At 71.0% G+C, this 25,581-nt stretch carries 24 protein-coding genes; 11 read left to right on the top strand and 13 right to left on the bottom strand.

Annotation, left to right across the window (positions count from 1 at the left end; all coding sequences use genetic code 11):
• Positions 1-201, top strand: a 201-nt coding sequence (locus tag STRAU_RS18740; protein WP_037660316.1) for a hypothetical protein, incomplete at its 5' end; no start/stop codon positions are given.
• On the opposite strand, the gene STRAU_RS18735 is transcribed toward STRAU_RS18740, so the two are convergent.
• Positions 165-1,046, bottom strand: a complete 882-nt coding sequence (locus tag STRAU_RS18735) for an SAM-dependent methyltransferase (RefSeq protein WP_016641933.1) — start codon at positions 1,044-1,046, stop codon at positions 165-167. The two genes, STRAU_RS18740 and STRAU_RS18735, sit on opposite strands and share 37 nt — an antisense overlap.
• A 459-nt stretch (positions 1,047-1,505) precedes the next feature.
• Between STRAU_RS18735 and STRAU_RS18730 the strand changes: the two genes are divergently transcribed.
• The 3 genes from STRAU_RS18730 to STRAU_RS18720 all read left to right on the top strand — a co-directional run bounded on the left by STRAU_RS18730 (position 1,506) and on the right by STRAU_RS18720 (position 3,568).
• Complete coding sequence (locus tag STRAU_RS18730) at positions 1,506-2,003, top strand: hypothetical protein (protein WP_259299938.1); 498 nt, start codon at positions 1,506-1,508, stop codon at positions 2,001-2,003.
• 150 nt (positions 2,004-2,153) lie between these two features.
• The gene (locus tag STRAU_RS18725; protein WP_052029146.1) at positions 2,154-2,999 is read left to right on the top strand and encodes an alpha/beta fold hydrolase; all 846 of its coding nucleotides are present in this window, start codon (positions 2,154-2,156) and stop codon (positions 2,997-2,999) included.
• Positions 3,000-3,181: 182 nt separating this feature from the next.
• Positions 3,182-3,568 carry a hypothetical protein gene (locus tag STRAU_RS18720; RefSeq protein WP_037660314.1) on the top strand — a complete coding sequence of 129 codons (387 nt, stop codon included), beginning with the start codon at positions 3,182-3,184 and terminating at the stop codon, positions 3,566-3,568.
• An 85-nt stretch (positions 3,569-3,653) separates the two neighbouring features.
• Here the strand turns inward: STRAU_RS18720 and STRAU_RS18715 are convergent, their stop codons facing one another.
• From STRAU_RS18715 to STRAU_RS18700, 4 genes are all read right to left on the bottom strand, one after another.
• Positions 3,654-4,187, bottom strand: coding sequence for a hypothetical protein (locus STRAU_RS18715; protein ID WP_016641929.1), 534 nt, complete (start codon positions 4,185-4,187; stop codon positions 3,654-3,656).
• Between the two features lie 178 nt (positions 4,188-4,365).
• Positions 4,366-6,381: a M6 family metalloprotease domain-containing protein gene (locus STRAU_RS18710; protein ID WP_016641928.1), complete on the bottom strand. Its 2,016-nt coding sequence runs from the start codon at positions 6,379-6,381 to the stop codon at positions 4,366-4,368.
• A 342-nt stretch (positions 6,382-6,723) separates the two neighbouring features.
• On the bottom strand, positions 6,724-7,164 hold the full coding sequence (locus tag STRAU_RS18705; RefSeq protein ID WP_016641927.1) for an SRPBCC family protein: 441 nt from the start codon (positions 7,162-7,164) through the stop codon (positions 6,724-6,726).
• A 337-nt stretch (positions 7,165-7,501) separates the two neighbouring features.
• Positions 7,502-9,784 (bottom strand): LuxR C-terminal-related transcriptional regulator, encoded by a 2,283-nt coding sequence (locus STRAU_RS18700; RefSeq protein WP_037660322.1) that lies wholly within the window; start codon positions 9,782-9,784, stop codon positions 7,502-7,504.
• Positions 9,785-9,931: 147 nt separating this feature from the next.
• Here STRAU_RS18700 and STRAU_RS18695 point away from each other — a divergent pair, with 147 nt between their 5' ends.
• The gene (locus STRAU_RS18695) at positions 9,932-10,483 is read left to right on the top strand and encodes a DUF1707 SHOCT-like domain-containing protein (RefSeq protein WP_016641925.1); all 552 of its coding nucleotides are present in this window, start codon (positions 9,932-9,934) and stop codon (positions 10,481-10,483) included.
• Between the two features lie 101 nt (positions 10,484-10,584).
• Here STRAU_RS18695 and STRAU_RS18690 read toward each other — a convergent pair whose 3' ends face one another.
• Positions 10,585-11,478 (bottom strand): NADP-dependent oxidoreductase, encoded by an 894-nt coding sequence (locus STRAU_RS18690; protein WP_016641924.1) that lies wholly within the window; start codon positions 11,476-11,478, stop codon positions 10,585-10,587.
• Between the two features lie 70 nt (positions 11,479-11,548).
• Here STRAU_RS18690 and STRAU_RS18685 point away from each other — a divergent pair, with 70 nt between their 5' ends.
• The 3 genes from STRAU_RS18685 to STRAU_RS18675 all read left to right on the top strand — a co-directional run bounded on the left by STRAU_RS18685 (position 11,549) and on the right by STRAU_RS18675 (position 13,448).
• The gene (locus STRAU_RS18685; RefSeq protein ID WP_016641923.1) at positions 11,549-12,136 is read left to right on the top strand and encodes a TetR/AcrR family transcriptional regulator; all 588 of its coding nucleotides are present in this window, start codon (positions 11,549-11,551) and stop codon (positions 12,134-12,136) included.
• Between the two features lie 262 nt (positions 12,137-12,398).
• Positions 12,399-12,743 carry a hypothetical protein gene (locus STRAU_RS39060; RefSeq protein ID WP_016641922.1) on the top strand — a complete coding sequence of 115 codons (345 nt, stop codon included), beginning with the start codon at positions 12,399-12,401 and terminating at the stop codon, positions 12,741-12,743.
• Between the two features lie 84 nt (positions 12,744-12,827).
• Positions 12,828-13,448 (top strand): DJ-1/PfpI family protein, encoded by a 621-nt coding sequence (locus STRAU_RS18675; RefSeq protein ID WP_016641921.1) that lies wholly within the window; start codon positions 12,828-12,830, stop codon positions 13,446-13,448.
• A 22-nt stretch (positions 13,449-13,470) separates the two neighbouring features.
• On the opposite strand, the gene STRAU_RS18670 is transcribed toward STRAU_RS18675, so the two are convergent.
• From STRAU_RS18670 to STRAU_RS18645, 6 genes are all read right to left on the bottom strand, one after another.
• Positions 13,471-13,884: a VOC family protein gene (locus STRAU_RS18670; RefSeq protein ID WP_016641920.1), complete on the bottom strand. Its 414-nt coding sequence runs from the start codon at positions 13,882-13,884 to the stop codon at positions 13,471-13,473.
• 77 nt (positions 13,885-13,961) lie between these two features.
• Positions 13,962-14,852, bottom strand: coding sequence for a maleylpyruvate isomerase family mycothiol-dependent enzyme (locus STRAU_RS18665; protein ID WP_016641919.1), 891 nt, complete (start codon positions 14,850-14,852; stop codon positions 13,962-13,964).
• A gap of 120 nt (positions 14,853-14,972) precedes the next feature.
• Positions 14,973-15,449 (bottom strand): (2Fe-2S)-binding protein, encoded by a 477-nt coding sequence (locus STRAU_RS18660; RefSeq protein WP_016641918.1) that lies wholly within the window; start codon positions 15,447-15,449, stop codon positions 14,973-14,975.
• Between the two features lie 67 nt (positions 15,450-15,516).
• On the bottom strand, positions 15,517-17,859 hold the full coding sequence (locus tag STRAU_RS18655; protein WP_037660318.1) for a molybdopterin cofactor-binding domain-containing protein: 2,343 nt from the start codon (positions 17,857-17,859) through the stop codon (positions 15,517-15,519).
• Positions 17,860-17,959: 100 nt separating this feature from the next.
• The gene (locus STRAU_RS18650; protein ID WP_016641916.1) at positions 17,960-19,183 is read right to left on the bottom strand and encodes an oxygenase MpaB family protein; all 1,224 of its coding nucleotides are present in this window, start codon (positions 19,181-19,183) and stop codon (positions 17,960-17,962) included.
• Between the two features lie 40 nt (positions 19,184-19,223).
• Entirely contained in the window at positions 19,224-20,453 is a 1,230-nt protein-coding gene (locus STRAU_RS18645) for an oxygenase MpaB family protein (protein WP_016641915.1), read from the bottom strand.
• 204 nt (positions 20,454-20,657) lie between these two features.
• Between STRAU_RS18645 and STRAU_RS18640 the strand changes: the two genes are divergently transcribed.
• From STRAU_RS18640 to STRAU_RS18630, 3 genes are read left to right on the top strand one after another with little or no spacing between them, the layout of a single operon-like run.
• Positions 20,658-21,341, top strand: coding sequence for a TetR/AcrR family transcriptional regulator (locus STRAU_RS18640; protein ID WP_016641914.1), 684 nt, complete (start codon positions 20,658-20,660; stop codon positions 21,339-21,341).
• Positions 21,342-21,391: 50 nt separating this feature from the next.
• The gene (locus STRAU_RS18635; protein ID WP_016641913.1) at positions 21,392-23,215 is read left to right on the top strand and encodes an AMP-dependent synthetase/ligase; all 1,824 of its coding nucleotides are present in this window, start codon (positions 21,392-21,394) and stop codon (positions 23,213-23,215) included.
• Positions 23,216-23,240: 25 nt separating this feature from the next.
• Complete coding sequence (locus tag STRAU_RS18630; protein ID WP_016641912.1) at positions 23,241-24,383, top strand: acyl-CoA dehydrogenase family protein; 1,143 nt, start codon at positions 23,241-23,243, stop codon at positions 24,381-24,383.
• Between the two features lie 44 nt (positions 24,384-24,427).
• Here the strand turns inward: STRAU_RS18630 and STRAU_RS18625 are convergent.
• Positions 24,428-25,581: serine hydrolase domain-containing protein (locus tag STRAU_RS18625; RefSeq protein ID WP_037660310.1), on the bottom strand; the 1,154-nt coding region annotated here is incomplete at its 5' end.

The following is a 25,581-nucleotide window of genomic DNA, read 5'->3' as shown; positions in this document are numbered from 1 at the left end:
GGGGGCGGCGCGGACCTGCGGGCGTGGTGGCCGGACGGCGCGGCGGCCGCGCACGGTGCCGCGGTGCTGGCCGCCGCGCTCGCGGTGCGGGCGTGGGGCAGGGGCCCGTTCCTCGGCCTGCTGGAGACGTTCGACGAGGTGGCCGACGCCTGCGATCGAGGGGGTTACGCCGCGTCCGGCTTGCGTACCAGCACCAGGTAGTAGTTCAAGTGGTCGCGGCAGAAGGTGCGGTACGGCGCCATCAGCGGGTCGGTGGCGGCCAGGGCCTCCTTGCCGAACCGCTCCGCCATCTCCGTCCGCCGGTCGGCGTACAGCACAGCCATCAGCTCCGAGCACAGCACCGCGTTGGCGCTCATGTCCTGCGTCCGCACCGCCCGGAAGCCGGCCTCCTCGACCTCGGCGACGAGGGTGCTGAAGGGCCGCAGCGGCGGGCAGGTCCACAGCTTCGTGTACGCCGCCGACTCCTCCTCGGAGGGTGTGCCCCGCAGCGTGAACTCGGTGAACAGCAGATGCCCGCCCGGCTTGAGCACCCGCAGCGCCTCGCGCAGCGCCCGCGGCCGGTCGGACAGATGGGGGAGGCAGTCGATCGACCAGGCGGCGTCGAACGTCGCGTCGGGATGGCCGAGTTCCATGGCGTTGCCGTACGCGAAGTCCACGCGCTCGCCGGCCGCGTGGCCGTCGCGCCGTTCCTCGCACCGGGCCAGCTGTGTCTTGCTGACCGTGATGCCGGTGACCCGGCTGCCGGTGCGCTCCGCGAGGCGCAGCGCGGGGCCGCCGGTGCCGCAGCCGATGTCCAGGACGTGGGAGCCCGGTTCGGGGCGGAGCGTGTCGACGAGGAAGTCGGTCTGCCGGTCCTGCGCGAGGTCGGCGAGACCGACGAGCGAGGTGACGGGCGTCCGCGCGTCGTGCGGGACCAGCATGCCGATGTGCACGGCGGCCGACCCGAGCGTCATGGCGAGCAGGTCGCCGAACTGGTCGTACATCGCCCCGACTTCCTCGGGGGTGGGGGTCGAAGTTCCGTTCCCGGGGTGCTCGTTCGCGGCCAAGGTGCGTCTCCTCCCGACAGGTCCGGTTGATTCGGCAGTCTCGACCGTCTCCACAGGTTCGACAGTCTCGACAGCTTCAACCATCCATTGCACCTGCCACAGCCGCTCCCGTGACGACGGAGTCAAGCCATGAGTGCCGGAGGAAACGACCGACAATCGGAAGCCGGCATTCTGGATGAGCCGGATTAGCCACTGCAAGCATTTACGGGAACGGGAACTCCCTGCGAAAGGCCCTCGGAAAGGGTGCTCGCAGGCACTGCGGGATGCCTTACGATTGTCCGGCTTCTGTCACGGTGCCGCAGCACTTGATGGCTCATTTGTTCTCTCGTGGCGTCCTCGTGCTAGGAATACGGGGCGCCGCCGAGACGTGAACCGTCTCGTGTTGAACGCGTCGCACTGTGCTGTCAGTCGGGCCCACAAGGGGCCACAGGGGGAAGAGGTAAAACCGTAGTGAACCGCATGCGCACGTCTGCCGCAGTCCTGGCCACGGCCGGGGCGATCACCGCCGCTCAGCTCGGACTGGCTGGTTCCGCGTCCGCGTCGTCCGACGCTCCGTCCGCGTCGACCGCGTCGAAGGTCGCCCCGCGCAGCGCCGGCTGCCCGATCGACATCGTCTACACGTCGAGGTTCTACATCGGCTCGGGCGGCTGGGTGACGGGCAACGGCCTGTACTTCGGCCTGAAGAACAAGAGCAACAAGAGCTTCAAGAACGTCAAGTTCACGGTCACCAACGTCAAGAACGTTCGCTTCGGCACCGCCAAGGCGAAGGGTGGCGGCAAGATCACCCACAAGACCTCGAAGACCGTCACCGTCTACAAGAAGACGCTCAAGGCGAAGGCCGGCCTCGGCATTCAGGTGCGCTCGAAGCTGCTGAACAAGCGGTCCTACAAGGTCAAGTTCAGCGTGCGCGGCTCCGGCTGGAACTGCGCCGTGAACCAGGGCACGTGGGGCGCGTAACCACGCGCGCCGTGTGAGGCCCGGGGCGCGACCCCGGCCTGACGAGGTGCTTGCGGAGCCCGGTCGACCTCGGTCGGCCGGGCTCCGGCTATTTTGTCGCCGGGCGACAATGCTCGGGTACTGGTGGTCGACGGGGGCAGGAGCGACAGCGTGGACGTGACGGAGACAGACCTGCGGCTGAGCGACGGCCGTCAGTTGCACCTCTACGACACCGGGGCCGAGGGCGCCGACCCCCGCCGGACCGTCTTCTGGCACCACGGCACCCCGAACATCGGCGCCCCGCCCGTGCCGCTGTTTCCGGCCGCGTCCCGGCTCGGCATCCGCTGGGTGTCGTACGACCGTCCCGGCTACGGCGGGTCGACCCCGGCGCCGGACCGGGACGTGGCGTCGGCGGCCGCCGACACCCTGGCCGTCGCCGACGCGCTCGGCATCGGCGATTTCGCCGTCATGGGGCATTCCGGGGGCGGCCCGCACGCCCTGGCGTGCGGTGCGCTGCTGCCGGACCGGGTCCGGTGTGTGGTGAGCGCGTCGGGACTCGCTCCGTACGGCGCCGCCGGTCTGGACTGGTTCGCCGGCATGTCGGAGTCGGGCATCGCGTCGCTGCGTGCGGCCGCGGCGGGACGCGCGGCGGCGGAGGCGCACGCGGCGGCCGACGAGTACGACCCTGAGATGTTCGCGCCCGCCGACCACGAGGCGCTCGCCACCGGATGGTCGTGGTTCGACGAGGTCGTCGGCCCCGCGGTGGCCTCCGGCCCGGCGGGACTGGTCGACGACGGCCTGGCGTACGTCGCCCCCTGGGGATTCGACCCCGGCCAGGTCGCCGCCCCCGTCCTCGTCCTGCACGGCGGTGCGGACCGCTCCGTGCCCAGCAGCCACGCCCAGTGGCTCGCCGACCGCTGCCCGGCGGGGGAACTGTGGCTCGAACCGGCCGACGGACACATCTCCGTCCTCAACTCCGGCGCGGCCGCCCTGGAGTGGCTGGTGGAGCACTGCTGACCACGGGCGTTGCGGCGGCGAACGTATCGGAGACGTACACGGCGTAACTCATGATCTTGCCCCGCGTTGGTCCGCTCGGATCGGCCGGACCCCAGGGAGCCGGCCGATCCGCAGGGATCCGAACCGTCATCCTCCAGTGCCTCGACGCGGGGCCGTGGAGAACGCTCGAAGGAGTGCTCACCATGTACACCATCACCAAGAAGATCGCCGCCGGAGTCGGAGCCGTGGCCGCGGCCCTCGGCTGCGTCGTCACCGCGGGGCCTCCGGCCGCGGCCGCCGGCAAGTGGTGCAACCACTCCGTGTGCATCGAGACGTACGACAACGGCACGTACCTCGGCCGGGTGGAGGTGTCGGTCACCAACACCAACCAGCCCCACCGCATTTCGGCCCGCGTGTGGACCACCAACGGCTGGAGCGCCCACACGAAGACCGAGGACGTCGCCAAGTTCAGGACGTACCGGGACCAGGCATACCCGCAGCGGCACTTCCCGGCGGGCACCCGGCTCTGCGCGGAGGGCTTCCGCGGCGGCGCGAGCGTGGGCCTGCCCTGCGTGACCCTCACCAACTGAGCACGCCGACCTGACCAACTGGGCACGCCGACCCGACCAACTGAGCACGCCCTCCGACTGAGCCCGGCCGACGCCTCGGCCGGGCTCAGTCGCCCGCGCTGTCCTGGAGGAACCGCTCGACTTCGCTGGCGACCCCGGTCCTGGCCGACGACGCCCGGCCGCCGGTGCGGGTGGAGCCCTCGTGGACGCCGAGGCCGCCGGTCCAGACATAGCCGAACGCCGGCTCGTCGTCGATCCCCGGGCTCATCTGGATGTCGAGCTGTTTGAGCTTGGCGGCGGGCGCGGCCGCGTAGAGCGTCGCCGTCACGCGGCGCTGCGGGTACAGGTTGAAATCGCGGATCACGGCGCCGCCGAACTCGTCGACGAAGGCGCCGTGCCCGTCCCGGCCCACGCGGACGTCGTAGTGACGTGGGTGGTCGTACAGATCGATGTTGAAGTAGGTGGAGCCGCGGTTCTCGAAGGTGACGTCGAACGCGACATACGTCAGTCCCTTGGCGTCCTCGTCGCGCCCGCGCTGCGGCGTGGCCCTGCGGAGGTGGTGCAGGCGGACGCGCAGCCCGGCCCATTCCTTGGATTGGTACTCCTGCCAGTCCCCTACGACGTTTGGTATGTCCATCATTCCCACCTTTCCAGGCGTAAGCCTAGGAGGAACGGGGAGCACGGGAGCCGGTTCCGGGGGGTGATGACGACCACGCCGCTGCTGACGGCGCCCACGTGTCCGCCGCGGCGGAGCGGCTGGAGGGGGAGGGGCGGTCGGCGGCGTCGGCTCGCCGGCCGCCCCTCTTCTCATCGGTCCGTCACTTCCTGAGCCTGCAGACGGCCTTCGCGGTCTTGCCCGGGTCGCTCTCCGACCGGGCGGTGAGCGTGACCCGGTTGTGCCGCTCGGCGCCCGGCCGCGCGGTCACCGCGACATCGACCTCGACGGAGTCGCCGGCCCGGGCGGTGGCGAGACGGTTGGGCAGCCACGCGGACCAGCCGCGCCCGGAGGTCTTCGCCGACAGACGGTAGACGTCGGAGGCCAGGTACCGGTCCACGTTCTCCGGATGGCCGGGCTTCTGCGGCACGGTGCGGCCGGTGTTGTCCAGATCGAAGGTGCACAGCGCCCGGCGCTCCGGGTCGCCCTTGGCGTGGCCGCGGCCCAGGTGTGCTCCCCGGCGCTGCGGGCCCGCGCCGTCGAGTGACTTCACGGCCACGGTGTACGAGAGCACGCCGGAGCGCGTGCGCCGCAGGTCGAGTACGTAGAAGTGCAGCCGGTTGGCACGGTCGACGTACTCGTACTCGCTGCCGGAGTCCGCCCCGGCGTGCAACAGCGCGTCACTGAGCTGCCGGTAGTCGCCCATGGTGATCTTCTGCGGGGTGCCGTCGGGGCGCTTGAAGTCGACCATGTCGATGTCTTCGGGGTGCGAGTCGACGACCCAGGCGAACGGGGCCCGGTCCTCGTTCTTGGTCTTGCTGAGCAGCACGCCGTTGTCGGGGGTGAAGGAGTCCATGCCCATGCGGTCGACGACCTCGACGGTGTAGTTGTCGTAGCCGCCGCCGTCGCACAAGGGGTCCTTGGCCGGATCGCAGGCGGGGGACAGGTCCCGGCCCATGGCGATGTTGACGCCGCTGAGGCCCTTGTCGCCGGGCGGCGCCGAGCGCGCGGTGACGCGGGCGACGACCGTGCCGGAGTCCTTGAGCGCGTCGCGGTCGAGCCGGAGCACGTTCTTCTCGTCGACGATGCCGAGCTTCAGCTTGTCGCGCAGGACGTGCTGGGCGCCCATGGAAGCGCCGTTGGCGGCCGGGATCTGCCAGCGGGTGTGCGGGCCGCCCGGGCCGTTGAACGAACCGCGCGACAGCATGCTCCAGATCCCGGTGTAGGCGCGGCGCAGCGGTTTGCCATAGGGGTTGTTGTAGTTGTCGGCGATCCCCAGGATGTGGCTGAGCTCATGGGCGTACACGCCCATGCCGGAGCTCTCGGCCTGGGTGGAGGAGCCGTTCGAGGCGTTGGGCCAGATACGGGCCGCGGCGGCCCATGAAGTCCACGGCACATAGCGGGTGTTCGCGGAGTTGCCGCCGGTGGCGATGGGGGCGGGCGGGCCCCACTTCGCCGGTACGTCCTGCGGCGATGAGAACTTCATCTGCCCGAACTCCTGCCACACGGACGACTCGTCCTGCCCGGCGGTGAGGTAGAAGATGAAGTCGTACTTCGCGGCCTCGCCCGCGCCGACGTCCGCGACCCAGGCCGCCTTGCCGTCGGTGCGGATGTTCTTGCCGCAGGAGCTGCCGCTCGGGCACGCGCCCGGGTTCATCTGGGGCTCGATGCCGTACTGGAACGACTTGTGCGGCATGCGGTAGACGCCGAAGGAGGTGAGGTCGACGCCGATGCGGCCGCCGGAGTCCTCCATCCAGTACTCGTTGATGGTGTGTCCGCGGTTGAGCGCGCCGGGCTTGTTGAGGAAGTCCCGGTAGAACGCGGGCAGTTGACTGCGCGGTATGTCCGACGCGCCGACCTGCGGATTGCCGAACAGGGTCGACCCGGCGGGCTTGCTGACCGTGAACTCCTCGTCGGGGTAGTCGAGAAGGACCAGGGCGCCCTTGAACGTGCGCTGCGTCGGCTCCAGTTCCGGATCGGCCCAGTCGGTGCCGGGCACGGACCGGTAGTCGGCCCACGTCATGTCGTCGGGGTTCTGCCAGCGCTGCGGGTCGATGGGCCGCACGAGGGGCGGCCGGTCCGCGGGCTCGGGGGCTGCCTGTACGGGGCCGACGGCCAGCGGGGAGACGAGGAGTCCCAGCAGCGCGGCGAGGAGCCCTGCGCGGCGGGCGCGTCGCACGCGTCGGGTTCGGTCGACTCGGCGGGCTTGGGCTTGGGCTGGGGCCGGGCGGGCTTGGGTGTGAGGCGTTCTGGCGCGGCGTATGGGTGTACGGCGGAGGAACAAGGCTCACCTCTTGCCTGAAGGGTGTGGACAAGAACATGACAAGCCGGTCAGCGGTACTTTCCGCCGTGCCCGGTGGGGAGTCAACAGGCTTTTGGGCCGGGTTTGTCTGGTGGGGTGACCCTTGCGTCTCTCGGGGCGGAGGCGGGGACCGCCGCTCGCCGTACCGCCCGCCGACGGAAACTCACGCGCACCAGCCGCACGACCACCGCTACCGCCCGGGTGCCGGGCACCCGGTGCTCAGCGCGAGGCCAACAGCGCGTCCGCCTCCCGCCCGAAGAGCCAGGAGGCCGCCCGCGCGAGCACCGGGTCCACGAACCGGGGCAGCCCACGGACCCGCAGCTCCTCGCGCCAGATCACCCGCGAGCCCCGGCCCCGCGCGTGCACCTCTATCTCCGCCCACCCCGTCACCGCCGAGCCCCGCTTGACCAGACGGCACAGCCCGCGCCGCCCGTCCGCATCCGGAGGCTGCCAGACGGTCACCTCCATCGGGTCGTCGAAGGCCAGCGGCCCGACCCCGGAGCGTGCGGTGAACACAGTGCCCTCCCCGTACAGCGGGGTGCCGGAGACGGTGACCCGCGTCAGGGGCACCGCCCGGCCGTGCCGCTCCCAGTCCGTCAGGCGCCGCCACGCCTCGTCCGGAGCGAGCGGGGTGGCGCGTTCGACGCGGAAGAAGGCCATGGGGTGATCGTAGGCACGCGGGTGGGCGTGGCACCGGCGCGGTGGGCGCCCGCGACGTGGAAGGGCGCGGCTGCCCCGCCGACGAGAGCAGCCGCCCGCCCACCGCACCGCCTGAGGGGGGAGGCGGCGCGGACGCCCGTGCCTGGCAGCGGGGGACTCCATTCCTCGCTGCCGGCGCCCACCAACGCTCCCGGCCCTCGGGCGGCTGCCACATCGTCGCGAGCGACCGCGGGTCCCGGCATCCGTAACCCGCCGGGATCCGTATACGTAGCGCCGGCGCCGGGCGCGGCGGGCGGCGAGGGGGTTACGTACGTACGCCGTCCCTGCCGGGGGAGTGTCAGCCGTCGAGCGTGCCGGGGATCTCCGCGCGCGACCGGAGGCCCAGCTTGGTGAGGATGCGCTCGACGTGCGTGTCCGCGGTCCGCTTGGAGATCACGAGGCGCTCGGCGACCTCGCGGTTGGAGAGCCCGCGCGCCACCAGCTCGGCGACTTCGCGCTCGCGCGGCGTGAGGGGGTCGGCCGCACGCCCCTGACGGGACCCGGGTACGCACCGCGCCGAGGGCGGCAGGTCCGCGTCCGCGCGCACCGCCGCCAGGATCTCCGTCCCCGTCATCCGCGCCCCCACCCCGTGCCAGCGCGCGAACGCCGTGCCGCCCAGGGCCTCCCGCACGGTCCGCTGCGCCGACTCCTGCTGCTCCAGGAGCGAGGGCAGCATCGCCACCGGATCCCCCGCCAGACGGCGCGCGCTCTCCGCGTAGCCCAGGAGCCAGGCCGCCCGCGGATACCGCTGCTGCCGGGCCGCGTACCAGGCGAGCCCCAGACAGGACAGCGCCGCCACCAGCACGTCCCCGACCTCGCTCGCCGCGTCCAGGGCGCGGCGCAGCGACGGTGCGCCGTCCTCGTATCGCCCGGCGAGCCACAGGATGATGCCCTGCACCATCAGCGTGGTGGCGTAGAGCTGACGGTCCCCGCTGTCCTTGAGGTGGGCGAGGCCGGTCCCGCAGAGGTCCAGGGCCCCCTCGGTGTCGCCGAACACGGCCCGCACCAGGGCGCCTTCGCTGTGCATCACGCTGATGCCCAGCGGGTCGCCGGCCGCCATGATCCGCTGCCGCCCCCGCTCCAGGTCGGCCAGGCCCTCCTCGACCTCGCCGCCGAACGCCCGCATCGCACCGAGATACGGATCGGCGAACAGCACCACGCGCTCCTCGCCGCACCGCTCCGCCACCGCCCGCGCCTCCTCGAAACGGCCCGGCGCCACCGCCAGATCACCGCCCCAAACGGCTAGGACCCCGCCGAGCAGCAGGCCCCAGGCCCGCTCCCCGCAGTCCTCGGGCACCTGGGCGAGCCCCTTGTCGATCCAGTAGCGCCCCTCCGACAGCGTCCCCGCCGCCCGCCAGAACGTCACCAACTGGGCGGCCAGCCACAGCCCTTGGCGCGCCAGGCCCGCTGTGGCGTACGCGTACCCCAGCGCGGCGCGGACGTCCGCGACCTCGGCGCGCACCGTCCGGTACAGCCCGGCCTGCGCGTCGGTCAGCAGCTCGTCCCACAGCCGTTGGCCAAGGCGCCGGTAGTACGCGAAGTGCGCCTCCCGCACCGACGCCGCGCTCTCCGTCCCGGCCAACTGCTCGGCGCCGTAGGCACGGAGAGTGTCGAGGAGCCGGTAGCGCCCCGCCTCCCCGCTGAGGTGCTGCACCACCGACTTGTCGACGAGACCGACCAGTGTCTCCAGCACCTCCTCGCGCGGCAGCGCCCCGCCCGCGCACACCTCCTCCGCCGTCGCCAGCTCGAAGGACCCGGCGAACACCGAGAGCCGCACCCACAGTTCGCGCTCCTGGGGTACGCACAGTTCGTACGACCAGTCGATGGCCGTACGCAGCGTCTGATGCCGGGCGAGCGCCGTGCGCCGGCCCCCGGTCAGCACGCCGAAGCGCTGGTCGAGCCGGGCCACGAGATGGGCCAGCGGCACCGCCCGCAGCCGCACCGCCGCCAGTTCCAGGGCCAGCGGGATGCCGTCGAGACGGCCGACGAGGGCGCTCAGTTGGGCCCGGTTGTCCTCGTCGGCCGCGAAGCCCGGTGCCACGGCGATCGCGCGCTGCACGAACAGCTCGACCGCGTCCTCGGCGGCGAGCGGCGCGATGGTCAGGCACTGCTCGCCGGGGACGTCCAGCGGCTGCCGGCTGGTGGCGAGCACGCACGCGTCGGCCGCCTCCCGCAGGAGGACGTCGCACAGCATCGCGCACGCGTCCACGAGGTGTTCGCAGGTGTCCAGGACGATCAGCAGCCGCCGTCCCCGCAGGTGGGCGACGACCGCGTCGAGCGGTTCCATGCCCGGCTGCTCGGGCAGTTCGAGGACGGCGGCGAGTGTCGCCGGCACGAGCTCCGGATCCCGCAGCCCCGACAGCTCCGCGAGCCACACCCCGTCCGGGAACCGTTCCCCGAGCCCGTCGGCCGCCCGCAGCGCCGTACGGCTCTTGCCGACCCCGCCCGGCCCCACCAGGGTGACGAGCGGCGCCTGGGTGAACGCCTCCTGGACCAGGGCGATTTCCTCGGCCCGCCCGACGAAGCTGGTCCGCTCGACGGGCAATTGCCCGCCGCGCCGCTGCCCGAACCCGAATCCCATGCCGCCGCCCCCGTGCCCCTCGTCCACCGTCTCGACCGCCGCTCGCGCCACGCGTCGCCGTCGAGTCAGAGCGTAGGCGTACGGATGCGCCCTGTTAACGGGATCAGGGGCCTTCGGTGACGCGGCGCCGGGCACTAAAGTGAAACGGTGACCGCCCTGCCTGAGAACCCGCCGCCCGTGCTCAGCGAAGACGACCGCGAAGCGGCCGTGCAGCGTCTGCGGGAGGCGTACGCGGAAGGGCACATCTCGCACGAGGAGATGGACGAACGCCTGGACCGGGTGCTCACCGCCAAGACGCACGGCGAACTCGCGCCGGCCCTGGCCTCGCTCCCGCTCCCGGCGGAGCAGGAGGCCGACGCCACCGTCACGATCGGCGCCATGAGCGGACGGATCAAACGGGGCGGCGCCTGGCGGGTCCCGCGCACCCTCAAGGTCGAGTCCTCGATGGGGCGGGTGCACCTGGACCTGTCCCGTGCGGTCATCGAGCATCCGGTGGTCGACATCGAGCTCCAACTCGGCACCGGCAGGGCCAAGATCACGGTGCCTCATGACGCGGACGTCGACCTCAATGGTGTGCGTGCCATGTGGAAGGACCCGCACGACAAGACCGGGCAGCCCCCTCGCCCCGGCGGCCCGAAGATCAGGATCTCCGGGACCATGGGGATGGGCCGGCTGAAGGTCCGCCGCGCGAGGCGTTGAACGCTGCCGCCCCCGCGTAGGGCGGACTCGGCGGCGGGAAACGCGTTCGCCGCCGCCGAGGAGTGCGGCCTGCCGGGCCGTGCGGTCGCGCCGGAAGCGGCTCAGACGACCATGACCCGGCGCCCGCGCGTGTGACCGGCCCGGCTGTCGATGTGCGCCGCCGCGGCGTCGGCGAGCGCGTACGCCTTCTCGACCGGGATGTGGAGCCTTCCCCGCGAGATGAGGCCGACGGCCTCGGCGAGCGCGTCCGGCACGCTCCCGGCCACGCCGGAGAATCGGACCCCGAGGTCGGGGGCGCCGAGATCGGCGATGGAGATCACCTTCTGCGGGTCCCCGGTCAGCTCCACGAGCTCGCGGATCACGCCCGAGCCGGCCAGATCGAGAGCCGCGTCGACCCGGCCGAGCTGCCGCACCCGCTCGACCCAGCCCTCGCCGTATGTCGTGGCGAGGGCACCCAGGCCGCGCAGATAGTCCTGGTTCGCGGCCCCGGCCGTGCCGATCACCGTGATGCCGCGGTCGCGGGCGATCTGCAGCACCGCCGATCCGACTCCGCCGGACGCGCCGCTGACCAGCAGCGTCTGTCCGGCCTGTACCCCGACCTCGCGGATGAGGCGCAGCGCGGTCTCCACCACGGAGGGGTACCCGGCCGCCTCTTCGAACGACAGCCCCTCGGGCATGCGGGCCCAGGCCGACAGGACGGCGAACTCGGCGTAGGTGCTGGAGCCTTCGCCGAACACGCGGTCGCCGACCTCGACCCCTTCGACGCCCTCGCCGACCTCGTCCACCACCCCGGAGGCGTCCAGCCCGACTCCGGCGGGCAACTCGATCGGATGGGCACTCAGGATCTGGCCTTCGCGGACCCGCCAGTCGACGGGGTTCACGCCCGCCGCCCGCACGGCGATACGTATCTGGCCGGGGCCCGCGTGGGGCTCCTCGGCGTCTATGAGTTGCAGGACGTCCGGACCGCCGAACTCGGCGAAGCTCACTTTCTTCATGCCGCCGACCGTAACACTAACGGTTAGGGTTTAGAAACCGTTACGGCTTTGTATCTGATAGCGTCGGGGCATGACCGTGACGTCCGGACGCCGCGAGCGCAAGAAGGCCGCGACCCGCCAGAAGATCGCTGACACCGCCCTGCGGCTCTTCCTGGAACGCGGGTACGACGCGGTGGGCATCCGAGACGTGGCCGCCGAGGCCGACGTGGCCGTCACCACGGTCTTCTCCCACTTCGCCTCGAAAGAGGCATTGGTGTTCGAGCAGGACCAGGACTTCGAGCGACGCCTCACGCAGGCGGTCACCGGCCGGGAGCCGCACGAGCCGCTCATCCCCGCCCTGCGCCACGAGGTCCTCGCCCTGGTGCGTCACTGCACGGCGGAGGGCGCCGCCCCCATCTGGCGCATGATCGACGCGTCTCCCGCCCTGCGGGAGTACGAGGAGTCGATGAGGCTGCGCCACGCGGAGTCGCTGGCAGCGTCCATCGCCGCCGACCCCGGCCTATCAGCGACCACGACGGCCTGCCGGACGATCGCGAGGTTCGTGATCGACGCCTATTCCCTGGCCCGTGAGGCGGCCGATCCGGAGCCCGCGGTGGACGAGATCTTCCGGATGATCGAGGCGGCCTGGGAGGTCGCCCTCCCTCCTCGGTGCGCGTAAGGACCCTCCCGGAGCGGTCCGCTGCGCTGCTTGCCTTCGGCGGCGCCGGAGCGTACGCGGCGGCGGACTCAACGGCCCAGGAGGCGCCAGGAGCTTGCCCCCGTACCTCGGCATGCACCGAAGGAGGGGTTTACGGAACGGGCCCTTCAGCGGCCCGCCGCAGACGGCGGATCCTCAGGTGAAGGCTGCCTCTTCGTACGCGGAGCGGTAGCACGGACGCCTCACCAGCACCACTGAGGCCCAACCGTCGAGGAGCGACGCCATGGCAGTACAGAAGAGGACGGTCCGGAGCCTGCTCGCCGCGTGCGCCGCGCTGGCGCTGGCGACCGCCCTGCCCGCAAGTAGCCAGGCCGCCACCGGCAAGTTCTACTACACAGGCACGGACGGATCGAACAACTTACTCGTCAACCCTCCGGACGGCATCTGCCTCGACCTCACCAGGATCTCGCTCGGCGTCGACAACCAGACGGACAGCAAGGCCACGCTGTACACCGGCTCCGGCGTCTTCCGCTGCCAGGGCACCAAGGAAGTCGTACCGGCGGGAACGGGCGTGACCTGGGGAACTTACCGCCCCAACAGCGTGTGGTTCGGAGCCGGGGCGCCCTAGAGCGTGCGTGCGTCGCACCGCTGACGAGCCGACTCCACCACCTGCCCCGGTGGGGCCTGACGGGCGGAGGCTAGGCTGCGGCGCATGGACATCGTGATCCCGCTCTTCGACCACTTCGAACCGCTCGACGCGATCGGGCCGTACGAGATCCTCGCGTACGTGCCCGGCGCCACGGTGCGGTTCGTCACCGCCGAACCGGGCCTGGTACAGGACGTGTTGGGGTCCCTGCCGGTGCACGTCCCGACCAGGTACTCCGAGGTGGAGCGCTGCGACGTCCTGCTGATCCCGGGCGGAGGCAGCTTCAAGACCATGGTGGACGACGCCGAATTCCTCGGCTGGGTGCGCCGGATCCACGCCGGCACCCGCTTCACCACCTCGGTGTGCACCGGTTCCCTGGTGCTCGGCGCGGCCGGCCTGCTGGACGGCCTGACCGCGACCACCCACTGGAACGCGGCCGCCGACCTGGAGTCGTACGGCGCTGTCTACACCCCCGAGCGGGTGGTCCGGCACGACCGGGTGATCACATCCGCCGGTGTCTCCTCCGGCATCGACATGGCCGTCCAGCTGGCCGCGCTGCTCACCGACGACGTGACCGCCCAGGCGATCCAGCTCTACACCGAGTACGACCCGCAACCCCCCTTCGACACCGGCTCGGTGGCCAAGGCCCCGGCCGAGGTGCTCGAACGGGCCCGCACTCTGGGCTAGGCCGTGTTTCTAAGTAGGCGGCCTACTGGTCGCGCTTGGGCCAGACGGGGCCCTGGTCGGTCCAGACGACACCCTTGTTGCGGCAGAGGCAGAAGGGGTGGCCGATGGGGTCGGTGTAGACGCGGAAGCCGTAGCCGTTGGGGCCGACGCAGTCCCGCTGCAGGGTCGCGCCGAGGGCCAGGACGCGGCGCTGTTCGGCCTCGATGTCGTCCACTTCGAAGTCGAGGTGGAACTGCTTGGGGTGCTCGCTGTCGGGCCACTGCGGGGCGCGGTAGTCCTCTACCTGGATGAAGGCCAGTTCGAGCTCGCCGAGCTGGATACCGGCCCAGTGCTCGTCGCTGCTGTCCTTGACCGGGAGCCCCGTCACCTCGGAGTAGAAGGCTGCCAGCTTCATCGTGTCCGGGCAGTCGATGATGAAATCGGTGAGTCGTAGCATTCCGCGATCTTGCCACACGTTCGAATGAGCCGGACTGTGAGAAAGGCCCTGGCCGAGCCCCGAGCTGGGGCGTTCCGTCAGTAGACGATGGACACGATCTGACAGGCGGCTTCGGCCAGTTGAAGGTCGCCGTGGACGCGGGCGCGAGCGAGGGCGGTGCCCGGCTGGACGCGGCGGGTGCACAGCTGCCAAGCGGTCTCCGCGTCCAGGTGGACGATCGCGGTGGGGTCCTCGGTTGCGACCTCGGCCAGGGACCAGCGGACTTCGGTGGCGGTGGCGGTGGCGGTGGCCGGGGCCGGGGTGGCTGTGGCGGCCCAGGTGCCGCCGGACGGGCCGTCGATCCGTACCTGGACCTGTGTGCCGACCGGCGCGTCGGTGGTGCGCATGGTGTGGGGCAGCGCCCGCATGAAGGTGTCCAGGACCACGGTCAGGAACCGCGGGTCGGGGTCGGTGTGCAGGCCGACGGCGTGGCGGATCTGCTGACGGTGGGTCCAGAACTCGGTGAAGTCGCGGGCACTGTCCAGCCACATCGGCGCCGGGTCGGCCCCGGCCCAGGACACCCCCAGCGACGGGGCGTCGGGCGTGGTCCTCTCGAAGAATCGGGCGACCTGCCCGCCGACCAGGTCCAGGGTGTCGGTGAGCGCGGCCGGACTCACCCGGCGGCAGGCGTCGACCCACTCCTGGTTGATGCGGTGGATGAACGCCTCCAGCGTCTCCGCGGGCGCGAAGGCGGGGCCTTCCTGGTGTCCGTCGCGGTCGCGGGCGAGGCGCCCGTAGAAGTCGCCCAGGAGATGCGCGGCGAGATCACGCACGGTCCAGCCCGGCACTGCCTCCTCGCTCCAGTCGGCGGGCGCCAGTCCCCGCAGCGTGGCCATCAGGGCGGCCTGCTCGGGAGCGAAGAGCGAGCGGGCGTCGATCGGCGCACCGAGCCAGGCATGGTCCGGCGCGCCAGTCAGCTGGAAGTTCATGCCGAAACCTTGCCAACCAGACGACGGGTCATCCACTGAATATCCCCCACGGAACATCCCCCACGGCGTGCCCTCACCGCCACGCGGTCCGCGAGCTCCGCGTCGAACGGCGGGGCATCCTCACATGTTCTCGGCGCCCGCTCTGATCGCTTCGCGGATGCGGAAGTACGTCCCGCAGCGGCAGATGTTGCGGATGTTGTCGAGGTCGGCGTCGGTGATCCGGCGGCCTTCCTGGGCGACGCGGCGGACGAGGGCGACGGCGGTCATGATCTGGCCGGGCTGGCAGTAGCCGCATTGGGCGACGTCCTGGTCGAGCCAGGCTTGTTGCATGGGGTGCAGGTCTTTGCCGACGGTGGCGGGGAGCCCTTCGATGGTGGTGACCTCGTCGGTCGGGCGCAGCTCTTTGACGGGGATGGCGCAGGGGTTGGCGGCCTTGCCGTTGAGGTGGCTGGTGCAGGCTTTGCAGACGTTGATGCCGCAGCCGTACTTGGGTCCGGTGATGCCGAGGATGTCGCGCAGCACCCACAGCAGACGCTCGTCGTCGTCGGCTTCGACGGTGATCTGCTCGCCGTTGAGGCGGAAGGTGTGCTCGGGCACGGAATCTCCAAGCTGTCAGGGGAGGGGACGGTGGACGTTTCGGCCGGTACAACGGGTCTGGTCCGGTTCAGCGGGTGTGGTCCAGGCCGTCGGTGGGGGAGGCGGGGATGGGCGGGACGGTCGGCTTCGGTACGAAGGAGAGGGTGCCGTGGTTGATCGGGAAGCTGGTCGGCATGGTGCCGGTGGCGCGGCCGTAGGCGCAGGCCACGGCGGCCATGGAGGTGGCGACGCCGAGTTCGCCGGCGCCGCCGGGTCTGTCGGAGGCGGAGGGCATGATGATGATCTTCAGTTCCGGCGGGGTGTTCCACTGCCGGGTGTAGAAGTAGTTGTCCCAGCTGGCTTCGAGGAAGTAGCCGTCGCGCAGATGCAGGCTCGAGGTGAGGGTCTGGGCGATCCCGTCCATGAGGCAGCCCATCATCTGGGCCTCCAGGCCCCGGGGGTTGACGGTGAGGCCGACGTCCACGGCGAGGACGGCTTTGGTGACGCGGGGGCCGGTCACGCCGTCGCGGATGGGGCGGTCGACGGTTTCGGGACGGCAGTCGATCTCGACCAGCACCGCGCTGGCGGAGTGGTATTCGGAGTGGAAGGCGATGCCCTGCGCGGTGCGGGCCGGCATGGTGCGGCCCCAGTCCCCGGCCTCGGCCACCTTCTCCAGCACCGCCCGGGCACGGTCGTCGCGCAGGAAGTCGCGACGGAACCGGAAAGGATCCTTGCCCATTTCCGAGGCGAGCCGGTCGACGATGAGTTCACGGGCACATACGACGTCGGGGGAGTAGACGCCGCGCATGCTGCCGGTGTTGAAGCTCTTGTCCGTCTCGCTGAGCAGGCGGCTGTGGTGGCCGAAGTTGTACGGCATGGACTGCGAGAGGTGGAAGAAGGTCTGCGAGAAGCCGATGTCGCCGACGGGCAGCTTCGCGGCCAGGGCGGTGAAGACCTCGCCGAGCCCGTGGCCGAGGTCGGTGGACACGCTGGTGTGGCGCTGTTTGTAGCTGAGGACGGTGTTGCCGAGGTAGGCGGCGCGGACGCGTGAGGTGGCCATGGGGTGGGTGCGTCCCTGGCGGGCATCGTCGGCCCGGTGCCACATGAGCTTGACGGGTTTGCCGATCTTCTGGGATATCTCGGCCGCTTCCAGCGCGGCGTCGAAGAACAGCTTGCGGCCGAAGGAGCCGCCGCCCTCCGTGACGTGCACGGTCACCGCGTGGGGCGGGAGCTTGAGGCGGGCGGCGATGGCCTGCTTGGCGACGATCGGCGCTTTCAGGCCCGACCATATCTCCGCCCGGTCCGGCCGGACGTCGGCGATGGCGCAGTTGGGCTCCAGCGCGCTGTTGCTGCGGAAGCGGAAGGTGAACCTGGCCTCCACCGACGGCGTGAGCGGCGGCAGCAGCCCGAGCGGCTGCTCGGCGGCCCGCAGCGTCTTGAGGACCGTCTCGTCGGACTTGCCCTCCGCGGTGCCGGGTTTCCACGACACGCGCAGGGCGCGGACGGCCTTGACGCACTGGCCGAAGGTCCGCGCGCGCACCGCGACGCCGGTGGAGACGACCGCGACATCGGTGACACCGGTCATGGCGCGGACTTCGTCGAGGTTGGCCACGGAGGCGACGGTGCCGTTGATGGTCGGCGGTCGGCAGACCATGGTGGGTCTGGCGTCGGGTATGTCGAGGTCCAGGGCGAACTTCTTGCGGCCGGTGACGGCGGCGAGCGCGTCGATACGGTTGTGCGGCCGGCCGACGACCTTGAACTGCTCGCGCTCCTTGAGTTCCACCGACACCCGCCGTGCCTGGTCCCCGGCGGCCTTCCCGGCGAGAGCGCCGATGCTGACACTGCCGCCCCCGGGGGCGGTGATGACACCGGCCCTGAGCTTCAAGTCACCGACCGGCGCGCCGAGTTCGCGTGCCGCGGCCTCAAGGAGTCGTCGCCGGGCGACAGCGGCGGCGACGCGGACGGGGGTGTAGGTGGAGATGGTGGTGTTGGAGGCGCCGGTGAGCTGGTTGAACAGCAGCTCGGGGCGAGCGTCGGCCAGGGTGACGCGCACCCGGTCGAGGGGGAGGTCCAGTTCCTCGGCGATCAGCATGGCCGTCGAGGTGGTGATGCCCTGGCCGACCTCGGCGCGGGGCAGGGCGAAGGACACGGTGCCGTCCTGGTGGACCTCGACGGTGATCAGGTTCGAGGTCGGCAGTGCCGCCAGGGTCATCACGTCGTTGAGGTCGACCAGTTCGGTGATCTCCGGCGACGGAAGCTCCCCCGACGGCATCCCCGCCGGGGTCTCCGCCGCGGCCGACGCCGTCGCCGCCGGGGCGAGTTCGGCGGCGGTCACCAGGGTCGGGGCGGCCAGCACATAACCGAGAAACCGACGCCTCCCGAGCCCTGGCACACCCGGCTCGGACGCAACCGGACGATCAGCTCTGGTCATCGCCTGCCCCATACCGCGTAGTTCATCTTCGTCCCATCTCGACGGTGCGTGCGACACGTGTGGATCACGGAGTGCGTAGGGTGCCTGCGGTTCGCCCGGTTCAGTGTGGTCGGTTCGTGTCGGGGATCTCAAGATGGATGGGCCGGCCCTCGGACAGGAAGAGCAGGACGAACTTGCGGATGGCTTCCTCCATCGCCCAGGCGGCCTCCGGGACCAGGGGCAGTGGGATCAGCTTCTCCCGGAAGGCCACCAGAAGCGGCCAGGCCGTCGAGATCAGCGGCTGCCAGAACGGTTCCCTGGAAAGGCCGATCATGTCGCCGATCCGGTCGCCGAGCGTGTACCGGGAGAAGGCGCTGACCAGGGGCCGTGTCACACCGGCGTCGAGCTCGGCGACGATGTCGAGGAGCACCTCGGTGAGCTTGACGCCCTCGTCCGTGCGGCCGAGGACGGGGTCGAGGAGCTGCCTGGACTGGGCGTCGGCCGCCTCCCACGTGGCGGGGATGTATTCGTCGCGGACGCCGAGCATGTGCGCGGTCACCTGCCACACGTGCAGGTAGGCATCGGACTCGGCGCGGGAGACCGGGACCTTCCAGTCGTTCAGCTTGCGCATGACGAACGTGGCCAGGCTGTGCCAGGTGACCATCACGTCCGCCTGGCTGATGGGGATCTTCTGGCCGCCGCTGGTGTCGGTCCAGCCCGGCGACTTCGGCAGCAGGTTGCGTACGGCGGCGTGCACGAGCCGCGTCCGCACCGCGGTCACGATCATGGAACCCTGGGGCTGGAAGGCGTCCAGGTCCCCGACGTCGTACCCGAGTTTCGCGGTCTTGGCGATGCGGTCCTTCATGTCCGCGCCGCCCTTGGAGTAGTAGACGGCGCGCGCCTCGCGGGGGATGGCGGTGCTCATCAGGCCGCTGCCGAGTCCGTAGAGGGCACCGACGTAGATTCCCTTGGTCTTGTTGAACAGGGCGGCGGTGTCGAGCTTCTTCTGGTCGGCCCAAGGGGGAAGCCGGCGCGCCTTGTCCATGAACTGCCGCAGATCCTGGGGGAGTCCGGCGGGCAGTGGCTGGTCGTTGCGGGTCCAGGTGCGCAGGAGTTCGTTGACCTTGGGTACGTCGCCTCGGCGGAGGATCGCGCCGAGGAGCTGGTCGGCCTCGTCGTCCCACACCCACTGGGGGTCGGTGCCCGCGCCGGATCCGGCCACCGAGCCGCTCGCCGCCCAGTTCCAGGCGGACCGCGCGCCCGCCGGCGACGCCAGGCCGAGCGCACCGAGTGCTCCCAGGGCCCCGCCCGTGAGCAGCATCTTGCGCCTGCTGAGTTCGTCCATGCTCGGAACTCCTCCTTGAGTCCAGGTGGCTGACGGCCGGTCAGGCGGGCCGGTTGGTGTCGGGGATCTCGATGTGCACCTCGCGGCCCTTGGAGAGGTAGAACAGGATGTACTGGCGGGCCGCTTCGTCGATCGTCCAGGCGATCCTCGGCACCAGGGGCAGCTTGATCAGTCCCTCGCGGAAGGCCACCAGCGGGGGCCAGGCGGTCTTGATCGCCGCTTCCCAGAACGGCTCGCGGGGGATCCCGTCCCAGTCGGCGATCCGGTCGCCCACGAGATACCGGGCGAAGGCGTTGACGAGGGGGCGGTCGACGCTGCCGGGGCTGGTCTGCTCGGCCAGCTGGCCCAGCAGGATGTCGGTCAGCTCCACGCCTTCACGGGTGGGGCCGAGGACCGGGTCGAGGAGCTGCTTGGACTGCGCCTCGGCCGCTTCCCAGTTCGCGGGGATGTATTCGTCACGGATGCCGAGCATGTGTGCCGTCACCTGCCACACGTGCAGATATGCCGCGGACTCCGCCGAGGTGATCGGGACCTTCCATTCCCGCATCTTGCGCATCGCGTAGGTGGGCAGTGTGTGCCAGGTGACCAGCATGTCGGCCAGGCTGATGGGGATCTTCTGGCCGTCGCCGGTGTCGGTCCAGCCCGGCGACTTCGGCAGCAGGTTGCGTACCGCCGCGTGCACCATCCGGGTCTTCACCGCCTCCACGACGCAGGTGCCGTCGGGCCGGTACGCGTCGAGGGCCCCGACGGCGAAGCCCAGCTTGCTGGTCTTGGCGACCCGGTCCTCCATGTCGGCGCCGCCCTTGGAGTAGTAGACGGCGCGCGCCTCGCGGGGGATGGCGGTGCTCAGCATGCCGCCACCGATGCCGTTGAGCACGTTGAGGTAGAAACCCCTGGTCTCGTTGAACCGGGCGGCCGTTTCGAGCTTGTTCCGGTCGGCCCAGGAGGGGAGCCGGCGCGCCTTGTCCATGAACTGCCGCAAGTCCTCGGGCAGTCCGTCCGGGAGCGGCTGGTCGTTGCGGGTCCAGGTGCGCAGCAGCTTGTTGACCTTGGGTACGTCGCCTCGGCGGAGGATCGCGCCGAGGAGCTGGTCGGCCTCGTCGTCCCACACCCACTGGGGGTCGGTGCCCGCGCCGGATCCTGCCACCGAGCCGCTCGCCGCCCAGTTCCAGGCGGACCGCGCGCCCGCCGGCGAGGCCGCGCCGAGCACGCCGAGCGCTCCCAGCGCTCCGCCCGTGAGCAGCATCTTGCGCCTGCTGAGTTCGTCCATGCCCGGGACTCCTCCTTGAGTCGCCTCAACCTTGGCTGATACTCTGATACATATTCTGTATCTGCGTATCACCGAGAGAAGCACAACCCGGAACGGAGCACCAGACTCCGGGGCCAACTTCTTCCGTTGCCCGGCCCGCGCCCTTAGGGCGTGTCCGATGGGTCGGCGTGGAACGGCGACTTCTGCGCCCCAAGAAAGGCGACTGTGGAACCTGCATTTCCCTTCCTCGTCACACCGGAGGATTCGGGCTCGGTGCTGGAGCGCGCGTTCACCGAGGCCGCCGAGCGGGTCGACGACAACGACGCGACGACCACCCGTGTGCTCGACGCCGCCTTCGAGCAGTTCTGCCGCCTGGGCATCCGGCGGTCCACCATGGAGGACGTGGCCCGGCGCGCGGGGGTCTCCCGGATCACGGTCTACCGCCGCTTCGCCTCCAAGGACGCACTGGTCGAGCAGGTCGTGCAACGCGAGTTCCGGCGCTACTTCGACCAGTTCATCGTCGACGTCCAGGGCGCCGAGTCCGTCGCCGACCGAGTGGTTCTCGGCTTCGTGAGCTCACTGCGGGCCATCCGCGGCAACCCCCTCATCGGCGGTCTGATGGAGGCCGAGCCCGATGTCGTCGTGCCGTCCATGACCAGCGACGGCGGCCGAACCCTGGCCGTCGTGCGGCAGTTCGTCGCGGGCAGGCTGCGCCGGGAGCAGCAGGCGGGCAACGTCGCCCGCGACGTGGACGTGGACGTCGTGGCCGAGATGATGGTGCGGGTCTCGGCATCCTTCCTGGTCATCCCCAGCCACGTCATCGACCTCGACGACGAGGACCAAGTGCGGGCGGTGGCCCGGCGGTTCCTCGTGCCGATGCTCGGCCCGCCGCCCGCCGCCCACTCGTAGCGTTCGTCCTCGCGGCGCCGGGCATCGGCGCGCGATGAAGGGAGTCCGCCGTGGTCACCGCAGAGCAACTGCACCGCTCCGTCGAGGGGTTGACCATCCCGCGTCTGCTGCGCCGCAACGCCAGGGAGTTCGCCGACCGTCCCGCGCTCACCAGCGGGATCGGACCGGACGCGAGCACGCTGTCCTGGTCCCGACTGCGCACCGAAGTGGCCGCGTTCACCCACGGCCTGTCCACGCTGGGCCTGAGCCGGGGCGACCGGATGCTCATCGCGATGTCCAAGCGGCCGGAGCACTGGGTCGCCGATCTGGCCGCCGTCCACCTCGGCGCCCTGGCCTGCAGCCTGTACGACACGTCGAGCACCGAGCAGCTCCGCTATGTGGCCCGGCACAGCGCGGCCGCCGTCCTCGTCCTGGAGGGCGAGGAACAACTGCGCCGCTGGGGGCCCCTGCTCGACGAGCTGCCCCGGCTGCGTACTGTCGTCGTCCTCGATCGCGACGTACTCCCGGAAGGGGACCGGCGATTCGTCGCCTACCACGACCTGCTCGGCGAAGTGCCGCCCCGGAGCGCGGAGTTCGAGGCCCTCACGGACGCGGTCACCGAGGACCAGCCGCTGACCGTCGTCTACACCTCGGGCACCACCGGCGAGCCCAAGGGCGTGGTCCTCTCCCACCGCAACGTGATCTACGAGTCCCTGATGCAGGACCACCTCGTCACCGTCCCGGAGCATCCGCGCACGGTGGCGTATCTGCCGATGGCACACATCGCCGAGCGGGTGCTCGGGATCTACATGCCGATCTGCAACGCCGGCCACGTCACCGTCTGCGCCGACCCGGCACAGCTGCTGCCGACGTTGCTCGCGGTGCGTCCGCACGGCTTCTTCGGTGTCCCCCGGGTGTGGGAGAAGCTCGCCGCCGGAGTGCGGGCGAGGCTCGGCGCGCTGCCCGCCGCGCAGGCCGCGGCGGTGGCGCGGGCACAGGAGGCCGCACTCGAGGTGTTCCGCCTGCGGTCCGCCGGAGGCCACGTCCCGGCAGAGCTCGCGGAACGCCGGGCACAGCTCGATGAGCGGGTGCTGCGGCCGATCCAGGCCGCCATCGGGCTGGACGACTGCCGGCGCGGCTTCAGCGGAGCGGCGCCGATCCCCACCGCGGTCCTAGAGTTCCTGGCCGGTGTGGGACTCGACGTGTACGAGGTGTGGGGACTGAGCGAGACCACCGGGGCGGCGACGGTCAGTACGCCCGAGGCGTTCGCCCTGGGCGCGGTCGGACGTCCCGCGCCGGGCGTCGAGGCAAGGACCGCCGACGACGGAGAGCTGCTCGTGCGCGGCCCCGTGGTCTTCCCCGGCTACCTCACCGCCGACGGCACCATCGCGCCCGCGACCCACGGCGACTGGCTGCCCACCGGCGACGTGGGCACGATCGACGAGCGGGGCCTGGTCCGGATCACGGACCGCAAGAAGGAGCTCATCATCACCAGCGGGGGCAAGAACATCGCCCCGACGAAGATCGAGTCCCTGCTGCGGGCGCACCCCCTCGTCGGCCAGGCCGTCGCGATCGGCGACCGGCGCCGGTACATCACCGCGCTCCTCGTACTCGACGAGGAGACCGCGCCGCTCTGGGCGCGGACGAACGGGATCGCCACCACCGACCTGGGCGAGCTGTCCCGCCACCCCGAGGTGCTGGCATCCCTCGACCAGGCCGTCGCCGAGGCCAACTCCGCGCTGTCCCGCGCGGAACAGGTGAAGCGGTACCGGCTCCTCGCCGGGCCCTGGACCCCGGAGTCCGGCGAGCTCACACCGAAGCTGAGCCTGCGGCGCGAGGCCATAGGCCGTCTGCACGCCGCCACGATCGAGTCGATGTACGCCGTTCAAGTCTGACGCTGTTCAAGGAGGAACGCGCACCATGCCCCGAGTCCTGACGGATGAGCGACGCGACCTGGTCAAGGCCATAGCCGACTTCTGCCGCCGCGAGTGCGGCACCAAGGAACAGCGGGACGAGCTGACCGCGGGCGGCCGGGAGCCGCACAACCAGAAGCTCTACGAGAAGATGGCGGAGCTGGGCTGGCTGGGCATCGTCGTCCCGGAGGAGTACGGCGGCGCGGGCCGGGGCATGGCGGACCTGTGCCTGTTCCTGGAGGAGACCGCCTACGGCCTCGCCCCGATCAGCGGCTTCGGCACCACGGTCATCGCCGCGGCGGCGTACGACAAGTTCGGCACCGAGGAGCAGAAGCGTGTCGTACTCGAAGGCATGGCCAAGGGCCGCGTCGAGGCCGTCTCCATGTCCGAGCCGGGCGCGGGATCCGACGTGGGCGCGCTGACCTGCCGCGCGGACGGCGCCGACGGCGGCTACGTGATCAACGGGCAGAAGACCTGGTGCTCCAACGCGCACATCGCCGATCACATCCTGCTGATCGCCCGCACCTCGCACGAGGGCTCCAAGCACGAGGGACTGACCCAGTTCCTGGTGCCCGCCGACGCCGAGGGCCTGGAGATCCGGGGCATCGACACGATGGGCGGCCGCGAGGTCAACGACCTGTACTTCACCGACTGCTTCGTGCCGGACTCGGCGGTCGTCGGCACGCCCGGCCAGGCATGGTCGCAGCTGATGACCGGACTGAACCTGGAGCGGATGATCCTCGCCGCGCTGATGCTCGGCACCGCCCGGCGCGCCTTCGACGACACCCTCGCCTACGTGCGGCAGCGGGAGCAGTTCGGACGGCCGATCGGCTCGTTCCAGGCGCTCAAGCACCGCATCGCCGACATGGCCACCGAACTCGAATGCGCCCGGCTCCTGGTGGACGACGTCGCGGCCGCGATCGACGCCGAGCCCGGCCGCGTCTTCGCCCGCGAGGCTTCCATGGCCAAACTCAAGTGCACCGAACTCGCCAAGCACGTGGCCCTGGAAGGCATGCAGATGATGGGCGGCTACGGCTACGCCACCGAGTACGGCATGGAGGCCCTGCTGCGCTCGACCGTCGTGTCCACGGTGTACGGCGGCACGAGCGAGATCCAGCGCGAGATCATCGGCAAGACGTACGGGCTGTAGGGGCGGCGGTGCCCCTCCAGCCCGTACGTCTCACGAGAGACGTCCTAGATACGGGTGTCGTCGACCACGGGGACCGACGGCACGGCCGACCCGGTCCGGGTGTCGTCACCGGCGCGGCCCGCGTCGGCCGATCGCCGGGACTTCGGGGCGGCCGGGGGCTTGGTGCCGCAGAAGGCGGGTTCCAGGGTGTTGGTGAGCCCCTGCGTCACCGCGCTGTTGTTGGAGGCGTTGGCGAAGACGACGGCGGTCCGCTTGCCGTCGCGGGTCGCGAAGGACTGGGTCTGGAAGCCCTGCACGATGCCGCCGTGGCCGTAGACCTTGCCGCAGGACAGCGTGATCTCGCGGAGCCCGAGCCCGTAGGCGACCTTCGCCGTCGGCGTGGGCAGCGCGCTCGTCATCTGCCGCAGCGACTCGTCGGACACCAGCCCGCCGGAGCTGCCGGACAGCAGTGCCGCGAGGAAGCGGTCGAGGTCGGCGGCGGAGGAGATGACCGCGCCCGCGCTGCCCACCCAGGAGCCGTTCTGCTCGGTGGAGTCCAGGAGCGGCTTGGCGCGGTCGTCGTTCGTGAGGTAGCCGGTGATGTGCGCTCCGGCGATCGTCTTGTCGGGGACCACGTAGGAGGTCTCCCTCAGCCCGAGCGGCTCGATGATCTGATCGCGCAGCGCCCGGGCGTACGAGCTGCCGGTGATCTTCTCGATGGCCATGCCCAGCAGCACGTAGTTCGTGTTCGAGTACGCGTACCGGGACCCGGGCGTGAACTGGGGGCCGTGCTTCACGGACAGCGCCACGAGCTCGGAGGGCGTGTAGACGGTGTCGCGGATGCGCTTCTCGAAGGCGCTGGTGGTCTCCTCACCGGGCTGCTCGAGGAGGTCGTTGGTGTGGTCGTGGACACCGGAGCGGTGCTGGAGCACCTGACGGCCCGTCATGTCCCAGCCCTCCGGCAGGGTGCCGGAGGGGAGGTACGCGCGCAGGGGCTTGTCGAGGTCGATGCGGCCCTGTTCCGCTAGGCGGAGCGTCAGGACGGACGTGAACATCTTGGTGTTGCTGCCGACCCGGAAGCGCCAGTCGGCGTTCATCGGCGTGCCGTCCAGGGAGGACTTGCCGACGGCGACGCTCTCGTCGCCCGCGGCGCCGCTCCGCCCGTGGTCCCGCACGACCGCGAACGCGCCGGGCGCGCCCGCGGCGACCGTCCGCTCCA

Origin of the sequence: Streptomyces aurantiacus JA 4570 (assembly GCF_000414115.1) — a bacterium.
GTDB classification, from domain to species: Bacteria; Actinomycetota; Actinomycetes; order Streptomycetales; family Streptomycetaceae; genus Streptomyces; species Streptomyces aurantiacus_A.
This window is presented reverse-complemented; position numbering and strand designations above follow the sequence as displayed.

Bases quoted from the DNA above. Each gene is read 5' to 3' on its own strand.
- STRAU_RS18730 (WP_259299938.1), top strand. From the start codon at position 1,506: ATGCGCACGTCTGCCGCAGTCCTGGCCACGGCCGGGGCGATCACCGCC.
- STRAU_RS18720 (WP_037660314.1), top strand. From the start codon at position 3,182: ATGTACACCATCACCAAGAAGATCGCCGCCGGAGTCGGAGCCGTGGCC.
- STRAU_RS18715 (WP_016641929.1), bottom strand. From the start codon at position 4,187: ATGATGGACATACCAAACGTCGTAGGGGACTGGCAGGAGTACCAATCC.
- STRAU_RS18705 (WP_016641927.1), bottom strand. From the start codon at position 7,164: ATGGCCTTCTTCCGCGTCGAACGCGCCACCCCGCTCGCTCCGGACGAG.
- STRAU_RS18700 (WP_037660322.1), bottom strand. From the start codon at position 9,784: ATGGGATTCGGGTTCGGGCAGCGGCGCGGCGGGCAATTGCCCGTCGAG.
- STRAU_RS18690 (WP_016641924.1), bottom strand. From the start codon at position 11,478: ATGAAGAAAGTGAGCTTCGCCGAGTTCGGCGGTCCGGACGTCCTGCAA.
- STRAU_RS18685 (WP_016641923.1), top strand. From the start codon at position 11,549: ATGACCGTGACGTCCGGACGCCGCGAGCGCAAGAAGGCCGCGACCCGC.
- STRAU_RS39060 (WP_016641922.1), top strand. From the start codon at position 12,399: ATGGCAGTACAGAAGAGGACGGTCCGGAGCCTGCTCGCCGCGTGCGCC.
- STRAU_RS18675 (WP_016641921.1), top strand. From the start codon at position 12,828: ATGGACATCGTGATCCCGCTCTTCGACCACTTCGAACCGCTCGACGCG.
- STRAU_RS18670 (WP_016641920.1), bottom strand. From the start codon at position 13,884: ATGCTACGACTCACCGATTTCATCATCGACTGCCCGGACACGATGAAG.
- STRAU_RS18665 (WP_016641919.1), bottom strand. From the start codon at position 14,852: ATGAACTTCCAGCTGACTGGCGCGCCGGACCATGCCTGGCTCGGTGCG.
- STRAU_RS18655 (WP_037660318.1), bottom strand. From the start codon at position 17,859: ATGACCAGAGCTGATCGTCCGGTTGCGTCCGAGCCGGGTGTGCCAGGG.
- STRAU_RS18650 (WP_016641916.1), bottom strand. From the start codon at position 19,183: ATGGACGAACTCAGCAGGCGCAAGATGCTGCTCACGGGCGGGGCCCTG.
- STRAU_RS18645 (WP_016641915.1), bottom strand. From the start codon at position 20,453: ATGGACGAACTCAGCAGGCGCAAGATGCTGCTCACGGGCGGAGCGCTG.
- STRAU_RS18630 (WP_016641912.1), top strand. From the start codon at position 23,241: ATGCCCCGAGTCCTGACGGATGAGCGACGCGACCTGGTCAAGGCCATA.